Consider the following 18,310-nt stretch of genomic DNA (forward strand, 5'->3'; position numbering starts at 1 on the left):
AAAAAACTGAGGATATCCGATGCCTGTTTCCCTGCCATTCCGCCTCATCGTCGCCGCCGGCGCGCTGGGCTTGTCCCTGTTTGCCCATGCCGAAAGTTTCGCCTCGTCGGCGTCGAGCGCCGGTTCCGCATCCAGCGGCAGCATCTCCGATTCGTTGAACGGTTCGAGCAACAGCTCGAGCGGCGACAAGCGCAAGGTCGCCGACGGCGAGTACCGCATCATCCAGATCGCCGCCACGCCGGACCGCGCCGACCGCACCCGCATCACGATGCAGGCCAACGATCCGGCACAACGCATCGTGCTGGATCTGCCGCAGACCACCTTTGACAAGCAGCAGCTCGCCGTTGGTGATGCGATGTATGCGCAGAACCGCGTGTACGGCATCGAGTTCGGTCGCGGCGATACGCATCAGCCGTTCTACCTGGTGCTGGCCGACGAGTGGTACGGCGAGCTGGCCTCGCGTCCGGTCAGCCTTTGAAGCCAGCCCGCGCGCTGGCGCTGGTCGCCTTGACCTGCGCGGCGCTCGGTGCGGCCGGGGCGGCGCAGGCCGCCGGCTCGTCCGGATCGTCTCGTTTTTGCGATCGCGGCGAGCCGCTGTCCGCCGCCGAGCAAGACCGCCTGCTGCGCTTTGCCGCCGTGCTGCGCGAGGAACTGGCCGGCGTCGGCGATGGCGTGGCGCTGGTCAGCCGCTCGGGCCTGGACTTGTCGCGCTTCGACATCCGCTACTCGCATGCGGCGCTGGCGTGGCGTTCGGAGGCCGGCGCCTGGTCCGCGCGCCAGCTGTACTATGCCTGCGATGAAAGCCGTCCCCGCATCTTCGACCAAGGCCTGGCCGGCTTCGCGCTCGGCACCGACGATCCGGCGCTGGGCTATCTTTCCGTGGTGCGGTTGCCGGCCGAGGCGATCGCCGCGCTGCGTCCGGCGCTGCTCGACGGGCCGCGCGTACAGCATCTGCTGGCTTCCCAGTACAGCGCCAGCGCCTACGCATTCAGCGTGCGCTACCAGAATTGCAATCAATGGGTGATGGAGATGTTGGCCGCCGGCTGGGGCGATCTGCTCGACGGCGACGACCTGCGCGTGCGCGCGCAGACCTGGCTGCGCGAAGAACACTACACGCCGCAACCGGTGCAGGTGGGCTCGCGCTTGCTGATGCTGGCTTCGCACTTCGTGCCGCTGCTGCATCTGGACGACCATCCGGACGAGGACCGTTCGGCCATGCAGCTTCGTATCAGCCTGCCGTCCACGGTGGAGGCGTTCGTGCACCAGCGCTATCCGGCCAGCGAGCGCGTCGAGCTATGCCACGACGATGAGCGGATTGTCATCCATCGTGGCTGGACGCCCATCGCCGCAGGCTGCAAGCCGGGCGAGGGCGACCGTGTGGTGCAGCTGCGTGATTAAGCCACTTCGGTGATCAGGTTGGGACGCGAACGGCGCACCTTCTTGAGGTTGACCAGCCAGTCGCCTTCCGGCTGGCGGTAGCCGATCGGCAGCATCACCACGCTGCGCAGTTTGCGCTCCTTCAGCGACAGGATCTCGTCGACGGCGGCCGGATCGAAGCCTTCCATCGGCGTGGCGTCGACGCCTTCAAACGCGGCGGCCACCATCGCCACGCCCAGCGCGATGTACGCCTGGCGCGCGGCCGAATCGAAATTGCCCTGCTGGCCGCGTGCGGCCACGATGCCCAGCAGCTGCTTGCGATAGGCTTCCCAGCCTTCGTTGATAAAGCCGCGCTGCTTGTTGGTCAGGTCGAACATCATGTTGACGCGATCGGCGGTGATGTCGTCCCACGCCGCGAACACCAGCAGGTGCGAGCTCTCGCTGATCTGCGCCTGGTTCCAGCCCACCGCCTGGATCTTGGCGCGGATGTCCGGGTTGGTAACGACGAAGACTTCGAACGGCTGCAGACCGCTGGAGGTCGGCGCCAGGCGGATCGCTTCCAGGATGCGTTCCAGTTTTTCGTCGCTTACCTGCTTGGCGGGATCGAACTTCTTGGTGGCGTAGCGCCAGTTAAGTTTGTCAATTACATCGGTCATTTGTGAACTCCAGTGTGAAATCGTGAATGCGCCCCCAGTCAGCAAGCTCTGGGGTACCGATCTATAATAAGTTTCAAGCCAACTTGAGAGTCAAGGCGTAAAAATGAAAATAGGTGAATTAGCCCGGAAGTCGGGGTTGACCCCATCGGCGATACGGTTTTATGAGGAGCAGGGCCTGTTGGCGCCCATTTCACGCACCGCCGCTGGTTATCGCGAATACTCCAACTATGCAATGGAGCGGCTGCACGTGATCCAGGTGTCGAAGCGCCTGGGATTTTCGCTCGACGTCATCCGGGGGATGTTTGGCGAAAACGGCCAATGCCTGAAAACGGAGATCCTGGAGCGCACCGAAACCCGCCTGCGTGAAGTCGAGGAACAGCAGGAGGCGCTGGCAAGCCAGCATCGTGAGTTGCTGGCGCTGCGCGCCATCCTGCGCGACGAGAGTGTCAGCCGGCCGTTTTGCGAGGACCTGGCGGTGAACTGAGCGCCATCGCCAGCGCGTCGTCCAGCCGGTCGTTCCCCCAGAACATGGCGTCGCCGACCATGAAGGTGGGGGCGCCGAAGATGTGGCGGGCCTTGGCCTGTTCGGTGCGTTCGCGCAGCCTGGCCTTGTTCTCGTCCGCTTGCGCGGCGTGCAGGATGGCCGCCGCGTCCTGGCCCAGCGCGGACAATATCTCCGCCATGCATTGCTCGCTGCCGATGTCGCGGTCCTCGGCGAAGTTGGCCAGCATGGTGCGTTCGCAGAAGTCGGTCATCCACGGCTGTTCTTCGCACAGGATGCCGATGCGCGCCGCCAGCAGCGAGTTGCGCGGGAAGGTGGACGGCTGCCGCCAAGGCAGGCCGTACTTGGCGCACTGGCGCGGCATGTCCTGCCATACGTAGGCGCCTTTGTCCTTTTGTAGCACGAAGGGCGAGTTGTTCCAGCCGGCGTCCTTGAAGATGGGGCCGAGCAGGAAGGGCCTCCACACCACGCCGTCCGGCGCCAGCTGGCGGATGCGCATCACGCTCAGGTAGCTGTAGTTGCTGGCGAAGTCGAACCAGAATTCGATTTTCATTTTATCTCCCCTTGTAGATCAACAGGCAGCGGATTTCTATGCTTTCCCGTAGCGGTGCATCGGCCGGTGCGTCGGCGTGTTCGAAGGCGGCGTGCGGCGTGTACCTGGCCACCGGTCCGGGCGCGGAATCGAACTGCTTGAATACCAGTACCTCGTCGCGCGTCATCGCCGGGAAGTACGACCAAGCGTGATCCGTATTGTGCACCGCCTGGTAGATTTCGCCGTTCCGCTCCGGATAAAAAATATCGCTGGCCACCAGGTCGGCGGGAGTGGCGCTGCGGGCGTCGCATACGGCCAGCGGTGCGTCGAGTACCGGGTGGCGAGTCGAGCGCCACAGGTTGACGATGCTGTAGCGCTGCACCTGCGCCGTGTCGCCGTGCAGTTCCAGTTCCAGCCTGCGCTGGGCCGATGCCGGCGTGAAGTCGCAATGCACGCGGCCTGCCGCGCCGGGGCGCTGGCCTTCGATGCGGCCAAATGCTTGCGGCGAGCCGGGCATGCGTTTGCGGACCAGGTGGTCGAACACGAAGGCCTGGCTGGCGCCGGTCAGCGCCAGGGCCAGCTCGGCTACTTCGGGATAGTAGAGCCGTACGACTTCTTCCTTGTCGGTGAAATCGTGCACGGCGCTGGGGGCGTGGCGCAGCAGATAGCCTTCGCGGTCGAGCGACAGGTGCGCGTCGGCGCGGGCGTCGCGTATCGTCACCGGCACGCGCTCGTAGCTGGCGTTTTGCCACGGCTGGCCGTCCGGCGGCGGGTACATATAGGTGTGCGGCCGGTCCGATGTCGGTCGCAGGTACTCCAGCGTGGCGGTGGTTGTGTGTGTCATCGCATTCCCCCTGAAAGCTCCATTGAATCCGATCGCCGTGCAGCGCTCAAACGATATTCCTGGTGCTTTCACATTCTCAATTCGCATGCGTGATACATTGATGGCATGGCTAATCGTCTTCTGGACCTTCCCCCGCTGGACTTGTTGCGCAGCCTGGTCGCAGTCGGCCGGCGCATGAGTATCACGCTCGCCGCGCAGGATATGTGCGTGACGCAATCGGCGCTCAGCCGCCAGATACAGGCGCTGGAGGCCACGCTGGGCTATCGCGTGCTGGTGCGCGGCCATCGCTCTATCGAGTTCACGGCCGAGGGGCGGCGGCTGTTCCGCCATGCCGATGCGATGCTGGAGCAATTGGGTGAAGTGGTCGCCAGCCTGCGGCCCGGCGATGCGCGCCAGGCGGTGACGATCAGCGCCAGTATCGGCGTGACGGCCTTGTGGATACTGCCTCGCCTGAATGCCTTCCAACAGGCTGCGCCGCAAATCGATGTGCGCGTGGCGGCCAGTAATCGTTTTGTTGACCTGGAGCGCGAACAGGTGGATTTGTCGCTGCGCTATTGCCGGCCGCAAGATGCGCCCGAAGGCGCGCTGCGTCTGTTCGACGAGGCGCTGGTGCCGGTGGCGCATCCGGCGCTGGCGGTGGCCGCGATCGAGGATGCGGCGCAGTTGCGGCTACAGGTGCTGCTGGAGTTTGACGATGTGTCGCGCCCGTGGCTGCAATGGTCGGCGTGGTTGCGCGGTGTCGGCGCGGGCCGCGTCAAGCCGAAGGGCGTGCTGCGGTTTAATCAATACGATCAGGTGGTGCAGGCCGCGTTGGCGGGGCAGGGGGTGGCGCTGGGCCGATTGGAATTAGTGCGGCCCTTGCTGGAGCAGGGCAAGCTGGCGCTGGCCAGCACGCTACCGGCGACGGCCAGCGATTATGCGTACTGGCTGATTGCCCGCAGTGCGCTCAGCGCGGATGCGGTCGTGGTGCGGGATTGGATACGAGAGGAAGCGGCGCGCAGCAAGGCCAGGGCCAAGCCACGCGCCGGCTAAGCCATCAGGCGAAGCTCAAGCCTTCGAGTGGGAAGCCCTTGATGAATTCCGCCGCCGGCAGACGCTTGCCGCCCGGCTTTTGCAGTTCCGTCAGCCGCAGCGAGCCGCTGCCGCAGGAAACCACGATGCCATGCTGCGCATCGGCCGCCAGCACCTGGCCGGCCGGGGCCTTGCTGTCGGCTTCCAGCACTTCGGCGCCCCACAGCTTGACGTTGACGCCGTTGACCACACCGTACGCACCGGGGAATGGATTGAAGGCGCGGATCTTGCGGCTGATCTCCAGCGCCGATTGCGTGAAGTCCAGCGCCGCTTCTTCCTTGCTGATCTTGGCGGCGTAGTTGACGCCCGCTTCCGGCTGCGGCACGGCTTCCAGCTGGCCATGCTGCATCTTGCGCAGCGCTTCGACGATCATCTTGCCGCCCAGCGCGGCCAGCTTGTCGTGCACCATGCCGGTGGTGTCCTGCTCGCCGATGGCGATGCGTTCGATCAGCAGCATCGGGCCGGTGTCCAGGCCTTCTTCCATCTCCATGATGGTGATGCCGGTCTCGCTGTCGCCGGCCTCGATGGCGCGGTGGATCGGCGCGGCGCCAGCGCGGCAGCAGCGAACCGTGGATGTTCAGGCAGGGCTTGATGTCCAGCGTGGCGCGCGGCAGGATCAGGCCATAGGCCGCCACCACCATCACGTCATACGGCGTGGACAGCAAACGCGCATGCGCTTCCTTCGCCTGCTCGGCGCGCACCGGATCCTTGCTGTCGGTGCGCAGCGACAGCGGCTGCAGCACCTCGATGCCTTGCGCCAGCGCGTACTGCTTGACGGCCGATGGTTGCAGATGCATGCCGCGGCCGGCCGGGCGGTCCGGCTGGGTCAGCACCAGCGGAATCTCGAAGCCCGCCTCATGCAAGGCTTGCAATGCCACTGCGGCGAATTCCGGCGTGCCGGCGAAGATGACTTTCATGCGCTATCCCTGTGCGGCTTAGAAACGACGGCCGGCGGCGCGCAGCTGGGCTTCGCGCGCCATGCCGCGCTCTTCCTTGACGAGCTTGGCCTTGATGCGGTTGCGCTTCAGCGGCGACAGGTATTCAACGAAGACCTTGCCCAGCAGGTGATCCATTTCGTGCTGGATGCAGACCGCCAGCAGGCCGTCGGCTTCCACTTCGAAAGGCTGGCCCTTGACGTCCAGCGCGCGCACCTTGATCTGGGCGTGGCGTTCGACGCCGTCGTAAATGCCAGGCACCGACAGGCAGCCTTCGTCGTAGACCTGCTTCTCTTCGCTGGCCCAGATGATTTCCGGATTGATGTAGGCGACCAGCGCGTCCTTGGTTTCGGAGATGTCGATCACCACCAGCTGCTCGTGCACGTCGACCTGCGACGCGGCCAGGCCGATGCCCGGCGCCTCGTACATGGTCTCGGCCATGTCGGCGACCAGTTGTTCCAGTTTGGCGTCGAAGACGGTGACTGGGGTGGCGACTTTATGCAGGCGCGGATCGGGGTAACGCAAAATATTTAAGATGGCCATATGCTGTACTGTGTTGATAACTAAGTGAAAACTAAGTGAGTGCCTTGATAACGCGCGGCGCGTCGAGGGCGTCGCCGCCGTCATTTTCCCGATCAAAAATGCAACAACCGCGCGGGCTGCCATTGCGCGGTTTCTCTTGCTAGTTCAGGGTTTTATGGGCAGAATTTGATTCAATTTAGCAAGCCTTTTCCGTTGATTGGGCGCTTCTTGCTATCGTGTGCCTGCGCAATTTATGGCGCATTTACTGGATCTACTAATGAAAAATTTTAGCACAGTCGGCACCCGCTTAGTATTAGCGGCTCTTTTTTCAGGCTTGACGGCGGCTTCGGCCGAACCACTGAAATGCGAGTTTCGCGCCGATGCGCCGGACCAGCACCTGGTGGTCAAGGGCGATACGCTGTGGGATATTTCCGGTAAATTCCTCGAGCGCCCCTGGTGCTGGCCTACCGTCTGGGGCATGAACCGCGAGGAAATCGCCAATCCGCACTGGATCTATCCGGGCCAGATCATCTGGTTCGACCGCACCGCCGGCCGCCTGCGCCTGGGCAACAAGATCGACGCCAGCAACGACGGCAGCAACAGCGCCTCCAACCTGCGTCTGAAGCCGCAATTGCGCACCGAGGGCCTGGGCAAGGATGCCGTGACGTCGATACCGGCCGGCGTGATCGAACCCTTCCTGACCCAGCCGCTGATCATCGAGAACGACGAGCTGGCCGGCGCGCCGCGCGTGGTGGCCACGCAGGACGGCCACGTGTTCCTCGGCAAGGACGACAAGGCTTATGTGCGCGGCGACCTGAAGGGCGGCACCTCGTTCCAGGTGTTCCGTCCCGGCAACCCGCTGAAAGATCCGATCACCAAGGCCGTCATCGGCTACGAGGCGTTCTACCTCGGCACGCTGAAATTGCAGACCGAAGCCCGGCCCGGCGCCGGCAGCGACGTCCACACCTTCCTGGTCGCCAGCGCCAAGGAGGAGATGGGCAAGGGCGACCAGCTGCGCGCGATTCCGCCGATGCCGATGCAAAATTACGTGCCGCATCCGCCCGAGCAGAAGGTGGGCGCGCGGGTGGTGGCGATTTACGGCGGCGTCACGCACGCCGGGCAGAACCAGGTTGTCAGCATTAATCGCGGAAAGCTTGATGGACTCGACATCGGCTCCGTGCTGCAGCTGTACCATGCGGGGAAGACTGTCAGCGACGCCACGGCCGCCAAGAGCTGGCTGGGCATGCGCGAACAGCAGGTCAAGCTGCCGGACGAGGAAGTGGGCAGCTTGTTTATCTTCCGCGTGTTTAAGCATATTTCCTACGGCTTGATCATGCAGGTGTCGGCGCCGGTGGAAGTGGGCGACGTCGCCAAGTCGCCGGAGTGACCCGCGCCGTGCAAGCCACGGATACCCCCACCGCCGCATTCCAGCCCGTCAGCGCCGCCGCGCTGGCGGGCTGGCTGCGTCTGGAACTGACGGACGGCGTCGGCCTGGGCACGGCGCACCGGCTGCTGGAGCGCTTCGCCACGCCCGAGGCGATCTTCAGCGCCGGCCGCGGCGCGCTGCTGGAAGAGGTCAAGCCCGGGCAGGCCGATGCGTTGCTGCAAGCGCCGCCCGGCGCACTGGCGGCCCTGGTCGACGCCACGCTGGCCTGGCAGCAACAGCCGGGCAACCGCCTGCTGAGTTACGACCATCCCGACTATCCCGAAGCGCTGCGCCAGATCGCCGCCGCGCCGCTATTGTTGTACCTCAAAGGCCGGGCCGAGCTGCTGGAGCGGCCGTCGCTGGCGGTGGTGGGCGCGCGCAACGCCAGCGCCCAGGGCATGCTGAACGCGGGCCGCATGGCGCAGGCGCTGTCCGAGGCCGGGCTGACCATCGTTTCCGGGCTGGCTCTGGGCATTGACGCGGCCGCGCACGCCGGCGGCTTGAACGGGCCGGGCAGCACCATCGCCGTGATCGGTACCGGCCCCGACCGTATTTATCCGGCCCGCAACAACGCGCTGGCCCGGCGTATCGCCGAGGAGGGCTGCATCGTCAGCGAGTACGCGCTGGGCACGCCGCCGCTGCGCGACAATTTCCCGCGCCGCAACCGCGTCATCAGCGGCCTGGCGCGTGGCGTGCTGGTGGTGGAGGCGGCCGCCAAGTCCGGTTCCTTGATCACGGCGAAGCTGGCGATAGAGCAGGGCAAGGAGCTGTACGCGATCCCCGGCTCGATCCACGCCACGCTGGCCAAGGGCTGCCATGCGCTGATACGCGAGGACGGCGCCAAGCTGGTCGAGACGGCGGCCGACATCCTGACCGACCTCAAGCTGCTCAAGCCGGGCGCGCGCGGCACGCGGCCGCCGCCGGACGATAGCTTTGTCGACCGCGTGCTGGAGGCGCTGGGCGAGCATCCGGCCGGCGCCGACCTGCTGGCGCTGCGGCTGAACCAGTCCGCCGCCGACTTGCAGGGGCAGTTGCTGGCGCTGGAACTGGCCGGCCTGGTCGAGCGTTTGCCGGGCGGTATGTTCCAGCGTTTATGGGCCTAGTGGCCGAAATTGCCGCAAAAAAAGGCAATCTGTGCGGCACTTGTGCCCGATCTGTTTTAACTGATAGAGTAGAGCCATGTTCGACATCCTTGTTTACCTCTACGAGACTTATTATCGTCCCGATGCCTGCCCGGAACCGGCCGCATTGGCCAAGAAACTGTCGGCTGTCGGTTTTGACGATGTCGAGATTTCCGAGGCGCTGGTCTGGCTGACCGACCTGAACGCGATGGCCGGGGTGGAACACACGCTGACCGCGTCCTCCACCGGCACCCGTTTCTACGTGGAAGAAGAGCAGGATGTGCTGGGACCGGCCGCGATCGGCTTCATCCAGTTCCTGGAGTCGGCCAAGGTGCTGTCGCCGTTGCAGCGCGAAATCGTCATCGAGCGCGCGCTGGCGCTGGAAGAGGCGCCGGTGTCGCTGGGCAAGCTCAAGGTCATCGTCCTGATGTTGCTCTGGAGCCAAGGCAAGGAGCCGGACGCGCTGATGTTCGACGACCTGTTCGGCTCGGACGAAGACCAGGCGCCCCGCCTGCTGCACTAATATAGACCGCCGCAGCGGCCTGTAGTCCCCCTGAAGCAATGAATTAAGCAACATTCGGCCAGGATTTGGCCGGGCAATACGCCGTATTGCCTCCGCGTGGCCCTGTTTGCTTGCAGTCTGGCCGACAACGCGCTTATCATTGGCGCTTTGACAAGACTGTGACGCCTCGGCCTTGCCATCCGCATCGCAAAAGTGCAGACTGCGACACGATCCATGTATGATGCGCATGCTGCACCCATCCCAAGTGTTAAAAAACGAGATACAAAATATGACCAAAACCCTCATCATCGCCGAGAAGCCTTCTGTCGCGAACGACATCGCGAAGACGCTTGGCGGCTTTACCAAGCACGATGAGTACTTTGAATCCGACGAGTACGTGCTGTCCTCCGCCGTCGGTCACCTGCTGGAAATTGCCGTACCGGAAGAACACGACGTCAAGCGCGGCAAATGGAGCTTCGCCCACCTGCCGATGATCCCGCCTTACTTCGCGCTGAACCCGATCGCCAAGACCGAGGCGCGCCTCAAGGTGCTCAACAAGCTGATCAAGCGCAAAGACGTCACCACCCTCATCAACGCATGTGACGCGGGCCGCGAAGGCGAGTTGATTTTCCGTTTGATCGCGCAGAACGCCAAGGCCAAGCAACCGGTCAAGCGCCTGTGGCTGCAATCGATGACGCCCGGCGCGATCCGCGAAGGCTTCACCCAGTTGCGCACCGATGAAGACATGATGCCGCTGGCCGACGCCGCCCGTTGCCGCTCGGAGGCCGATTGGCTGATCGGCATCAACGGCACCCGCGCGATGACCGCGTTCAACTCGAAAGAGGGCGGCTTCTACCTGACCACCGTGGGCCGCGTGCAGACGCCGACCCTGTCGATCGTGGTCGAGCGGGAAGAGAAGATCAAGAAATTCGTCTCGCGCGACTTCTGGGAAGTGCGCGCCGAGTTCGTTTGCGCGGCCGGCATCTATGAAGGCCGCTGGCTGGACACCAAGTTCAAGAAGGACGAGACCGACCCTGAGAAACGCGCTGAGCGCCTGTGGAGCAAGGCCGCGGCCGATTCCATCGCGCTGGCCGTGCGCGGCAAGCAGGGCGCCGTCACCGAGGAATCCAAGCCGACCACGTCGATGGCGCCGGCGCTGTTCGACCTGACCAGCCTGCAGCGCGAAGCCAACTCGCGCTTCGGTTTCTCGGCCAAGAACACGCTGGGCCTGGCGCAGGCGCTGTATGAAAAGCATAAGGCGCTGACCTACCCGCGTACCGATTCGCGCCACCTGCCGGAAGATTACATTCCGACCGTGATGCAGGCGCTGGAAGTGGTCAAGGAAAACCCGAACTACCACCAGTTCGCCAAGCAGATCCTGGACAAGAAGTGGGTCAAGCCGAACAAGCGCATCTTCGACAACACCAAGATCTCGGATCACTTCGCGATCATTCCGACCACCATCGCGCCGAAGAATTTGTCCGAGCCGGAACAGAAGCTGTACGACCTGGTCACGCGCCGCTTCATGGCCGTGTTCTTCCCGCCTGCCGAGTTCCAGGTCACCACCCGCTACACCGAAGTGTCCGGCCATCAGTTCAAGACTGAAGGCAAGGTCATGACCAACCCGGGCTGGCTGGCGATCTACGGCAAGGAAGCCTCGACCGACGACGACAAGGACGGCAACGCCAACGGCAACCTGGTGCCGGTCGCCAAGGGCGAGAAGGTGCTGACCGACACGGTCAACGCCAACGGCCTGGTCACCAAGCCGCCTGCGCGCTACACCGAGGCGACGTTGCTGTCGGCCATGGAAGGCGCGGGCAAGCTGGTCGAGGACGACGAACTGCGCGATGCGATGGCCGGCAAGGGCCTGGGCACGCCAGCGACGCGCGCCGCCACCATCGAGGGTCTGCTGACCGAGCGCTATCTGCTGCGCGAAGGCCGCGAACTGATGCCGACCGCGAAAGCGTTCCAGCTGATGACGCTGCTGCGCGGCCTGGGCGTCAACGAACTGACCGCGCCGGAACTGACCGGCGAGTGGGAATACAAGCTGTCGCAAATGGAGAAGGGTAAGATTTCGCGTGAAGAGTTCATGCGTGAGATCGCCCAGATGACGCAGATCATCGTCAAGCGCGCCAAGGAATACGACAACGATACGATCCCGGGTGATTACCACACGCTGCACACGCCGTGCCCGAACTGCGGCAGCGTGGTCAAGGAAAACTATCGCCGCTTCGCCTGCACCAAGTGCGAATTCTCGATGAGCAAAACGCCGGGCAGCCGCCAGTTCGAGATCGAGGAAGTGGAACAGTTGCTGAAGGACCGCACCATCGGCCCGCTGCAAGGTTTCCGCTCGAAGATGGGCCGTCCGTTCGCGGCCATCCTGCGCATCGTGCGCGACGAAGAGATCAAGAACTTCAAGCTGGAGTTCGACTTCGGCCAGAACGACGATTCGGAAGATGCCGAGCCGGTCGACTTCACCGGCCAGACCGCCTTGGGCCCGTGCCCGAAGTGTGCCGGCGGCGTGTACGAGATGGGCCTGGCGTATGTGTGCGAAAACAGCGTCGCCAAGCCGAAGACTTGCGACTTCCGCAGCGGCCGCATCATCCTGCAGCAGGAGATCTTGCCTGAGCAGATGGCCAAGCTGCTCAACGACGGCAAGACCGATTTGCTGCCGGGCTTTGTTTCGCAGCGCACCCGTCGTCCGTTCAAGGCCTTCCTGACCAAGGGCAAGGACGGCAAGATCAGCTTCGAGTTCGAAGAGCGCAAGGCCAAGGCTCCGGCCAAGGGCAAAGCGGCCAAGGTAGCGGACGAGGGCGCGGACGGTGCAGCGGAAGACGCGGCGCCAGCCAAGAAAGCCCCGGCCAAGAAGGCAGCGGCAGCCAAGGCTCCGGCCAAGGCGGCGGCAGCCAAGAAGCCGGCGGCCAAGAAAGCGCCAGCCAAAAAAGCAGCCCCTAAAAAGGCCGCCGCGACCGCTGAGTAATCTTCGGCAGCGCCAACAAAAACGGGACCTCGATGGTCCCGTTTTTCATGCTGGGGTCAAGTCTGACATTCGGACACGGCCAGAGCCGTAGTTTGTCGTTTGTGGTTGAGCTTGTGTCCGAATGTCAGACTTGACCCTCGGTTGGCGTTAGACGCGCCAGAGCTTGCCCGGCTTCATGGGGACCTCGATCAGTTCGCCGGTCTGCCATTGCAGCACCTGCTCCTTGCTGAGTACGACCGCGTGCGTGGGCGTGGCCAGGTTGGTGGCGATGGCGATCCATTGCTGCTGCTCGCGCCGATAGACTGTGATCTCGCAAGCGCCGCTTGGGCTGCCGCAGGCCCAGGCCATCCAGTCGTCGCTGATCAGCAGGTAAGCCAACTGGTCGCTGCGCGGATCTGCCAGCCGTACGCCGTGCATGGAGCCGCTGGGTTCGCGATACCAGTCTTCTTCGTAGTTGTTGTCGAGGCCGGTTTCGTGGACGTGGTTGGCGTCGTCGAAGCGCATCCAGCCGGCGTCGAGCTCGCTGCTGAGGGCGGGGTAGGCGATGGCGGGGTGCCAGGCGCAGCGCTCGCCTTCCACCACGGTTTCGCCGGCGAAGCCGTTAATGCCGATGCGGTCGACGGGAACGCGCAGGTCGATGTGATAACGCGCCGCCTGGAACCACCACACTTGCGTGGTCAGGTCGCTGCTGCCGTTGCTGCGCCAGATACCGCTGCGGCGCCACAGGCCTTCGTATTCTGCTGGAACCATGTCACTTCAAATCGTCGGTGTAAAAGTAGACCGTACCACGAATGGCGCTAACAGGCACATGCAGCGCTGCAGCCAGCGCTTGCGCGTTCGGCTGCTGCAAGGCCTGCTTGTTGAGCGTGATCGCCGTCGTTGATGCTCCACCGGCCGCCGCGTAGGAAACGATGTGGTCGAAATCCGGCCGGCTGTCGATCTGCTTGACCAGGTAGCGTTGTTGGCCGCTGCCGATCTGCACGTAGCTGGCGTCGGCGCTGGTCTTCTGCGCCGGCGACAGCTGGCGATACATCAGCACCTTGTCGACCACGACAGTGGAAGCGGCGAACTGCGTCTTGCCGCCTTGTTCGAAATGGCCCAGCACCAGGTCGGCCTTGAACTGCTTCAACGGCGTGGCGCTCGCTGGCGCCAGGCGCGACAGTTCGAACTTCTCCGGCGCGATGGTCCATAGCGTGGTCTTGCCGTCAAGGCGACGGCGCAGCGCCGCGTCGGTGGCGGGATCGGCCACGTGCACTTGCAGGATCACCTGGTAGTCGTGCGGCGCATGGAACATCGGCAGGTGCGATGCATACAGGCCTTGCTTGCCGCCGAACAGCGCCATGCCATGTTCGCCGTAACTGGCGTCCGCCGCGCCGGCGCTGCCGCCGATCAAGGCCAGCGCAAGCAGCGCGGCCCTCATGCCTTCACCAGCAGCTTGCCGCGATGCTCGCCGGTGAACAGCGAGTTGAGCGCGGCCGGCAATTGCCCGAAGCCGTCGATCACCGTTTCCTCGAACACGATCTCGCCCGCCTTCACCCACGGCGCGACGATGCGTGTCATCTCGTCCATGCGGTGCAGGTAGTCGCGCGCCAGCATGCCCTGGATGGTGGCGCGCTGGTACAGCATGTGATGCAGCAGGCGCGGCCCCAGTTCCGGCGTCTCCAGGCCGCCGCTGTACTGGCTGATCTGGCCGCAGATGACGATGCGGGCGCGGCGGTTGATGAGCGGGATGATGGCGTCGGTCACCATGCCGCCGACGTTGTCGAAATACACGTCGACGCCGCCGGTCAGCCGCTTGATTTCCGCGCCCAGCGCATCGGCGTCGGCGTAGGCCTTGTAGTCGATGGCCCAGTCCGCGTCCAGCACATTGCGCAGCCAGTCGCACTTGGCGGCGCCGCCGGCGATGCCGAGCACGCGCGCGCCGTGGCGCTTGGCGAACTGCACCACCAGCGATCCCACCGCGCCGGCCGCGCCGGACACCACCACCACTTCGCCCGCATGCGGCTTGCCCGATTCCGTCAGGCCGAACCAGGCGGTGCGGCCCGGCATGCCCAGCACGCCGAGCGCGGTGGTGACCGGCGCCAGCTCCGGGTCGATCCGCTTCAGGCCGCTGGCGTGCACGCGCGCGTGCGTCTGCCAGCCGGTGTAGCTCTGCACCCAGTCGCCGGTGGCGAAGCCGGGCGCGTTCGACGCCAGCACCTGCGCCACCACGGCGCCTTGCTGCACGGTGTTGAGCGGATGCGGCTCGGTGTCGTAGGTCGGTTTGGTGGACTGGCCGATGCGCATGTAGGGATCGACGCTGAACCAGCGCGCCTCGATCAGCACCTCGCCGTCGCCCAGCGCGGTCGACAACTGTTGTTCAACGAGCTCGTAGTGCTCGGCCGTGATCTGGCCGACGGGTTGCCGGCGGTAGATCCATTGTTGTTGGGTGAGAGTAGTCATGCTGCAGATGGTAAGATGCTCTTCGTATCCAGTAAAGCAACTTAAATTCACTATTCGTATCCTGTTTGGACATCATGAATCTTTCCGACCTGCGTGTTTTTGTCAGTGCCGCCCGCCGTCCGTCGCTGGGCGCGGCCGCGCTGGAGCTGCATTTGACGCCGTCGGCGGTGTCCAAGGCGCTCAAGCGGCTGGAAGACAGCCTGGGCAAGCCGCTGTTCGACCGCAGCGCCAAGCAACTGGTGCTGAACGACAGCGGCCAGTTGCTGCTGGCCCGCGCCCAGAATTTGCTGGCGCTGGCCGACCAGGCCAAGGCCGACCTGATGGGCGAACGCGCAGCCGTGGACAGCCGCATCGCCGGCCCTGCCATCCTGCTGTGGCGGCATGGCCAGATGCTGTCGCAGGCCTTGCGCGCCTACCCGGAAGCCAGCCTGCGCATGCAAGCCATGTTCGAGGATGAAGCGCTGGCGGCGCTGCTGCGCGGCGATATCAACGCCGCCATCGTCACCGGCGACGTCATCGAGGGACGCGGCGAGCACTGGTCGGATGAATGGCAGGTGACGCCGCTGGGCAGCGTGACCCTGCACCTGGTGGCGGGGCAGCGCCATCCGCTGGTGACGTCGCTACCGCCGGCGCCGCTGCTGGAGGCGGACACGGCGCAAGTGCTGGCGCACGATTTCGCCTGCCCGTCGCGTTCGCTGTTTTGCGGCGTGCAGCGCGGCGCCCGTTCCGACGGCTGGCGCGACGACCAGCTGCCGCGCAAGATCCGCTACTGGACCGACGATCTGCAACTGCTGCTGGCGCTGGTCAAATCCGGCGAGGCGCTGGCCTACCTGCCGGACTTCGCGTTGGCCGATCCCGAGCTGCGCCGCATCCACGTGAGCGATTGTGCGTTCGAATGCGTGGAGCAGGTGGCGCTGGTGTGGAATCGCGTCAAGGCCAGCGCCTGGCAGCGCGAACTGGCGGCTTCGCTTGCAGGATACAACTCGTAACTTTTCTTACGGAACTGTGGTCGTCTGCCGCCGGGGCGGTCGCGTTAATTGCTCAAGACACTGATGAACAGCGGTCTGCCAACCACTAGAAAAGGAACACAATCATGAAAACCAAATCCCTGATGATCGCCGGCGTGCTTTCCATGATCAGCGCCGCAGCTTTCGCGCAGACCGCTCCAGTGGCACAAGTCCATCACGACAATGCCCAGATCCGCCAGGACGTCAAAGAGATCCACCAGGACACCCGCCAGATCCAGCGCGACAACGCGGTGATCGCGGTCAAGCAAAGCCAGGTGGCGGCAGGCCGGCAGCAGCTGCAGGCGGAACGCGGCGAGCGCAACGCGCTGGCCCGCGCCGAGCACGCCGATATCAAGAAGGGCGACCTGGCCGGCGCCCAGCAGCTGGACCAGGCGCGCCGCGCCGAGCAGCAAAACATCAAGGTGGAGAAGCAGGCCATCAAGCATGACGAAAAAGTGATCGCGCGCCGCAGCGTCGACAAGCACCAGGAGCAAGTGGCGCGCCGCGACGAGAAACTGGAACGCCATGCGGACAAGGTCAAGCGCGACCATGACGCCGCCAAGATCTGATCGTTGAAATGTTAAGCAAGCCGGGCGCCTCCAAAACGCCCGGCTTTTTTACGCTTCACTGTTTAGGTATACTTCAGCAATAAATTAATACCCGTGATAAACTATTGGTTCTTTAGGGCAATTGTTATCCCGCTGCCCGATTCGCAGTTCCAATAGTAGCAACGCTTCTCTTTTTCCAATATTGCCTTCACGGGCACACACATCATGAAAAACTTGAATATCGGCACGCGCCTTGCCGCGGGCTTTGGCTTGGTATTGGCGTTGATGACGCTGATGACCGCAATCGGCATCGGCCACATGCAAACCGTGGCCGAAGCCACCCGCGACATGATGCAGCAGCCGCTGGCCAAGGAGCGCATGATCAGCGACTGGTATCGCCTGATCCACACCAGCGTGCGCCGCACCTCGGCGATTTCGAAGAGCAGCGATCCGTCCTTGGGACCGTTCTTCGCCGAGGAGACCGCCGCCTCGACCGCCGAGGTCAACGGCCTGCAAAAGCAGGTCGAACCGCTGCTCGTCACGGAGCAGGAGAAAGCGCTGTTCGACGGCATGAAGGCCAACCGCAAGCGCTACCTGGCCTCGCGCGACGCCATCGTGTCGCTGAAGAAGGACGGCAAGCTGGACGAGGCCGCCGCGATGCTGGACCAGCACTTCACGCCGGACGGCAAGGCCTATCTGGAATCGCTGCGCGGCCTGCTGGAATTGCAGCGCAAGAGCATCGACGACAACGCGGCGGCGATTGAATCGCTGTATGAGCACAGCCGCCAGTTCATGATCCTGTTCGGGCTGGCGGTGCTGGCGCTGGGCGTGGTCTGCGCCTGGCGCCTGACGCGCGGCATCACCGTGCCGTTGAACCGGGCGGTGGAGATCGCCGTGGCCGTGGCCAACAAGGACCTGACCACGCGCATTGAAGTGAGCACGAAGGATGAAACCGGCCGCCTGCTGGCGGCGCTGCGCAGCATGAACGACGGCCTGATCGGTATCGTCACCGAAGTGCGCAGCGGCACCGAGAGCATCTCCAGCGCATCGAGCCAGATCGCCGCCGGCAACCTGGATTTGTCGGGGCGTACGGAAGAGCAGGCGTCCAGCCTGGAGGAGACCGCCTCGTCGATGGAAGAACTGACGTCGACCGTCAAACAGAACGCGGACAATGCGCGCCAGGCCAACCAGCTGGCGGTCAAGGCATCGGCAGTGGCGCAGCGCGGCGGCGGCGTGGTGGCGGACGTGGTGCAGACCATGGATGCGATCAACGGTTCGGCGCGCAAGATTGTCGACATCATCGGCGTGATTGATGGCATCGCCTTCCAGACCAACATCCTGGCATTGAACGCGGCGGTGGAAGCGGCCCGCGCGGGCGAGCAGGGGCGTGGTTTCGCGGTGGTCGCGACCGAGGTGCGCAGCCTGGCGCAGCGCAGCGCGACGGCGGCGCGGGAAATCAAAACCCTGATCGACGATTCGCTGCAAAAGGTCGATGCCGGCAGCCTGCTGGTCACGCAGGCCGGCAACACGATGAACGAAGTGGTGGAGAGCATCCAGCGCGTGACCGACATCATGGGCGAGATCACGATCGCCAGCATGGAGCAGAGTTCGGGCATCGAGCAGATCAACCAGGCGATCGGCCAGATGGACCAGGTCACGCAGCAGAACGCCGCGCTGGTGGAAGAAGCCGCCGCAGCGGCGGCCTCCCTGCACGACCAGGCCGATGCACTGACCGAGGTCGTCGCCGTCTTCAAGCTAGCCGCCTAAGCCGTCATTCCCGCGCAGGCGGGAATCCATAGCGCGCTGCTGGGACCGACTGAGCATGGATTCCCGCCTGCGCGGGAA

General features: G+C 64.3%; 18 protein-coding genes and 1 pseudogene. 11 read left to right on the forward strand and 8 right to left on the reverse strand.

Translation table 11 applies throughout. The features are described from left to right. Positions 1-19: 19 nt before the first annotated feature. Both V6M89_RS18105 and V6M89_RS18110 read left to right on the forward strand, forming a co-directional pair. On the forward strand, positions 20-478 hold the full coding sequence (locus V6M89_RS18105; RefSeq protein ID WP_332854469.1) for a hypothetical protein: 459 nt from the start codon (positions 20-22) through the stop codon (positions 476-478). Continuing rightward, positions 475-1,398 carry a DUF2145 domain-containing protein gene (locus tag V6M89_RS18110; RefSeq protein WP_332854470.1) on the forward strand — a complete coding sequence of 308 codons (924 nt, stop codon included), beginning with the start codon at positions 475-477 and terminating at the stop codon, positions 1,396-1,398. The genes V6M89_RS18105 and V6M89_RS18110 overlap by 4 nt, the downstream gene beginning before the upstream one ends. Here V6M89_RS18110 and V6M89_RS18115 read toward each other — a convergent pair. Then, a complete protein-coding gene (locus V6M89_RS18115) occupies positions 1,395-2,033 on the reverse strand; it encodes an NAD(P)H-dependent oxidoreductase (protein WP_332854471.1) in 639 nt (212 codons plus the stop codon). The genes V6M89_RS18110 and V6M89_RS18115 overlap by 4 nt on opposite strands. A 103-nt stretch (positions 2,034-2,136) precedes the next feature. Between V6M89_RS18115 and V6M89_RS18120 the strand changes: the two genes are divergently transcribed. Then, positions 2,137-2,517: a MerR family transcriptional regulator gene (locus tag V6M89_RS18120; RefSeq protein ID WP_332854472.1), complete on the forward strand. Its 381-nt coding sequence runs from the start codon at positions 2,137-2,139 to the stop codon at positions 2,515-2,517. Here the strand turns inward: V6M89_RS18120 and V6M89_RS18125 are convergent. Both V6M89_RS18125 and V6M89_RS18130 read right to left on the reverse strand, forming a co-directional pair. Beyond that, entirely contained in the window at positions 2,480-3,088 is a 609-nt protein-coding gene (locus V6M89_RS18125) for a 2-hydroxychromene-2-carboxylate isomerase (protein WP_332854473.1), read from the reverse strand. The genes V6M89_RS18120 and V6M89_RS18125 overlap by 38 nt on opposite strands. A gap of 1 nt (position 3,089) precedes the next feature. Continuing rightward, the gene (locus V6M89_RS18130) at positions 3,090-3,911 is read right to left on the reverse strand and encodes a CmcJ/NvfI family oxidoreductase (RefSeq protein WP_332854474.1); all 822 of its coding nucleotides are present in this window, start codon (positions 3,909-3,911) and stop codon (positions 3,090-3,092) included. Between the two features lie 105 nt (positions 3,912-4,016). Here V6M89_RS18130 and V6M89_RS18135 point away from each other — a divergent pair, with 105 nt between their 5' ends. Further along, positions 4,017-4,943 carry a LysR substrate-binding domain-containing protein gene (locus V6M89_RS18135; RefSeq protein WP_332854475.1) on the forward strand — a complete coding sequence of 309 codons (927 nt, stop codon included), beginning with the start codon at positions 4,017-4,019 and terminating at the stop codon, positions 4,941-4,943. 4 nt (positions 4,944-4,947) lie between these two features. Here V6M89_RS18135 and fmt read toward each other — a convergent pair. Together fmt and def are read right to left on the reverse strand one after the other, a co-directional pair. Further along, positions 4,948-5,899: pseudogene (gene fmt, locus V6M89_RS18140) on the reverse strand (methionyl-tRNA formyltransferase). 18 nt (positions 5,900-5,917) lie between these two features. Continuing rightward, on the reverse strand, positions 5,918-6,460 hold the full coding sequence (gene def / locus V6M89_RS18145) for a peptide deformylase (RefSeq protein WP_116992290.1): 543 nt from the start codon (positions 6,458-6,460) through the stop codon (positions 5,918-5,920). Positions 6,461-6,716: 256 nt separating this feature from the next. Between def and V6M89_RS18150 the strand changes: the two genes are divergently transcribed. The 4 genes from V6M89_RS18150 to V6M89_RS18165 all read left to right on the forward strand — a co-directional run bounded on the left by V6M89_RS18150 (position 6,717) and on the right by V6M89_RS18165 (position 12,468). Beyond that, on the forward strand, positions 6,717-7,826 hold the full coding sequence (locus V6M89_RS18150) for a LysM peptidoglycan-binding domain-containing protein (protein ID WP_332854476.1): 1,110 nt from the start codon (positions 6,717-6,719) through the stop codon (positions 7,824-7,826). A gap of 8 nt (positions 7,827-7,834) precedes the next feature. Beyond that, a complete protein-coding gene (gene dprA, locus V6M89_RS18155; protein WP_332854477.1) occupies positions 7,835-8,968 on the forward strand; it encodes a DNA-processing protein DprA in 1,134 nt (377 codons plus the stop codon). A gap of 76 nt (positions 8,969-9,044) precedes the next feature. Then, positions 9,045-9,509: a DUF494 family protein gene (locus V6M89_RS18160; protein ID WP_332854478.1), complete on the forward strand. Its 465-nt coding sequence runs from the start codon at positions 9,045-9,047 to the stop codon at positions 9,507-9,509. Positions 9,510-9,777: 268 nt separating this feature from the next. Further along, positions 9,778-12,468 carry a DNA topoisomerase III gene (locus tag V6M89_RS18165; RefSeq protein WP_332854479.1) on the forward strand — a complete coding sequence of 897 codons (2,691 nt, stop codon included), beginning with the start codon at positions 9,778-9,780 and terminating at the stop codon, positions 12,466-12,468. Positions 12,469-12,615: 147 nt separating this feature from the next. Here V6M89_RS18165 and V6M89_RS18170 read toward each other — a convergent pair whose 3' ends face one another. The 3 genes from V6M89_RS18170 to V6M89_RS18180 are packed head-to-tail and all read right to left on the reverse strand — an operon-like array spanning position 12,616 to position 14,910. Beyond that, a complete protein-coding gene (locus tag V6M89_RS18170; RefSeq protein ID WP_332854480.1) occupies positions 12,616-13,218 on the reverse strand; it encodes a hypothetical protein in 603 nt (200 codons plus the stop codon). Between the two features lies 1 nt (position 13,219). Continuing rightward, entirely contained in the window at positions 13,220-13,888 is a 669-nt protein-coding gene (locus tag V6M89_RS18175) for a hypothetical protein (RefSeq protein ID WP_332854481.1), read from the reverse strand. Then, positions 13,885-14,910: an NADP-dependent oxidoreductase gene (locus V6M89_RS18180; protein WP_332854482.1), complete on the reverse strand. Its 1,026-nt coding sequence runs from the start codon at positions 14,908-14,910 to the stop codon at positions 13,885-13,887. Before V6M89_RS18180 ends, V6M89_RS18175 begins: the two co-directional genes overlap by 4 nt. A gap of 74 nt (positions 14,911-14,984) precedes the next feature. Between V6M89_RS18180 and V6M89_RS18185 the strand changes: the two genes are divergently transcribed. The 3 genes from V6M89_RS18185 to V6M89_RS18195 all read left to right on the forward strand — a co-directional run bounded on the left by V6M89_RS18185 (position 14,985) and on the right by V6M89_RS18195 (position 18,232). Further along, positions 14,985-15,899: a LysR family transcriptional regulator gene (locus V6M89_RS18185; protein WP_332854483.1), complete on the forward strand. Its 915-nt coding sequence runs from the start codon at positions 14,985-14,987 to the stop codon at positions 15,897-15,899. Between the two features lie 104 nt (positions 15,900-16,003). Then, complete coding sequence (locus V6M89_RS18190) at positions 16,004-16,486, forward strand: hypothetical protein (RefSeq protein WP_332854484.1); 483 nt, start codon at positions 16,004-16,006, stop codon at positions 16,484-16,486. Between the two features lie 204 nt (positions 16,487-16,690). After that, on the forward strand, positions 16,691-18,232 hold the full coding sequence (locus V6M89_RS18195) for a methyl-accepting chemotaxis protein (protein ID WP_332854485.1): 1,542 nt from the start codon (positions 16,691-16,693) through the stop codon (positions 18,230-18,232). Positions 18,233-18,310: the final 78 nt, after the last annotated feature.

The sequence above is a fragment of the Duganella sp. S19_KUP01_CR8 genome, assembly GCF_036688705.1.
GTDB lineage: Bacteria > Pseudomonadota > Gammaproteobacteria > Burkholderiales > Burkholderiaceae_D > Rugamonas.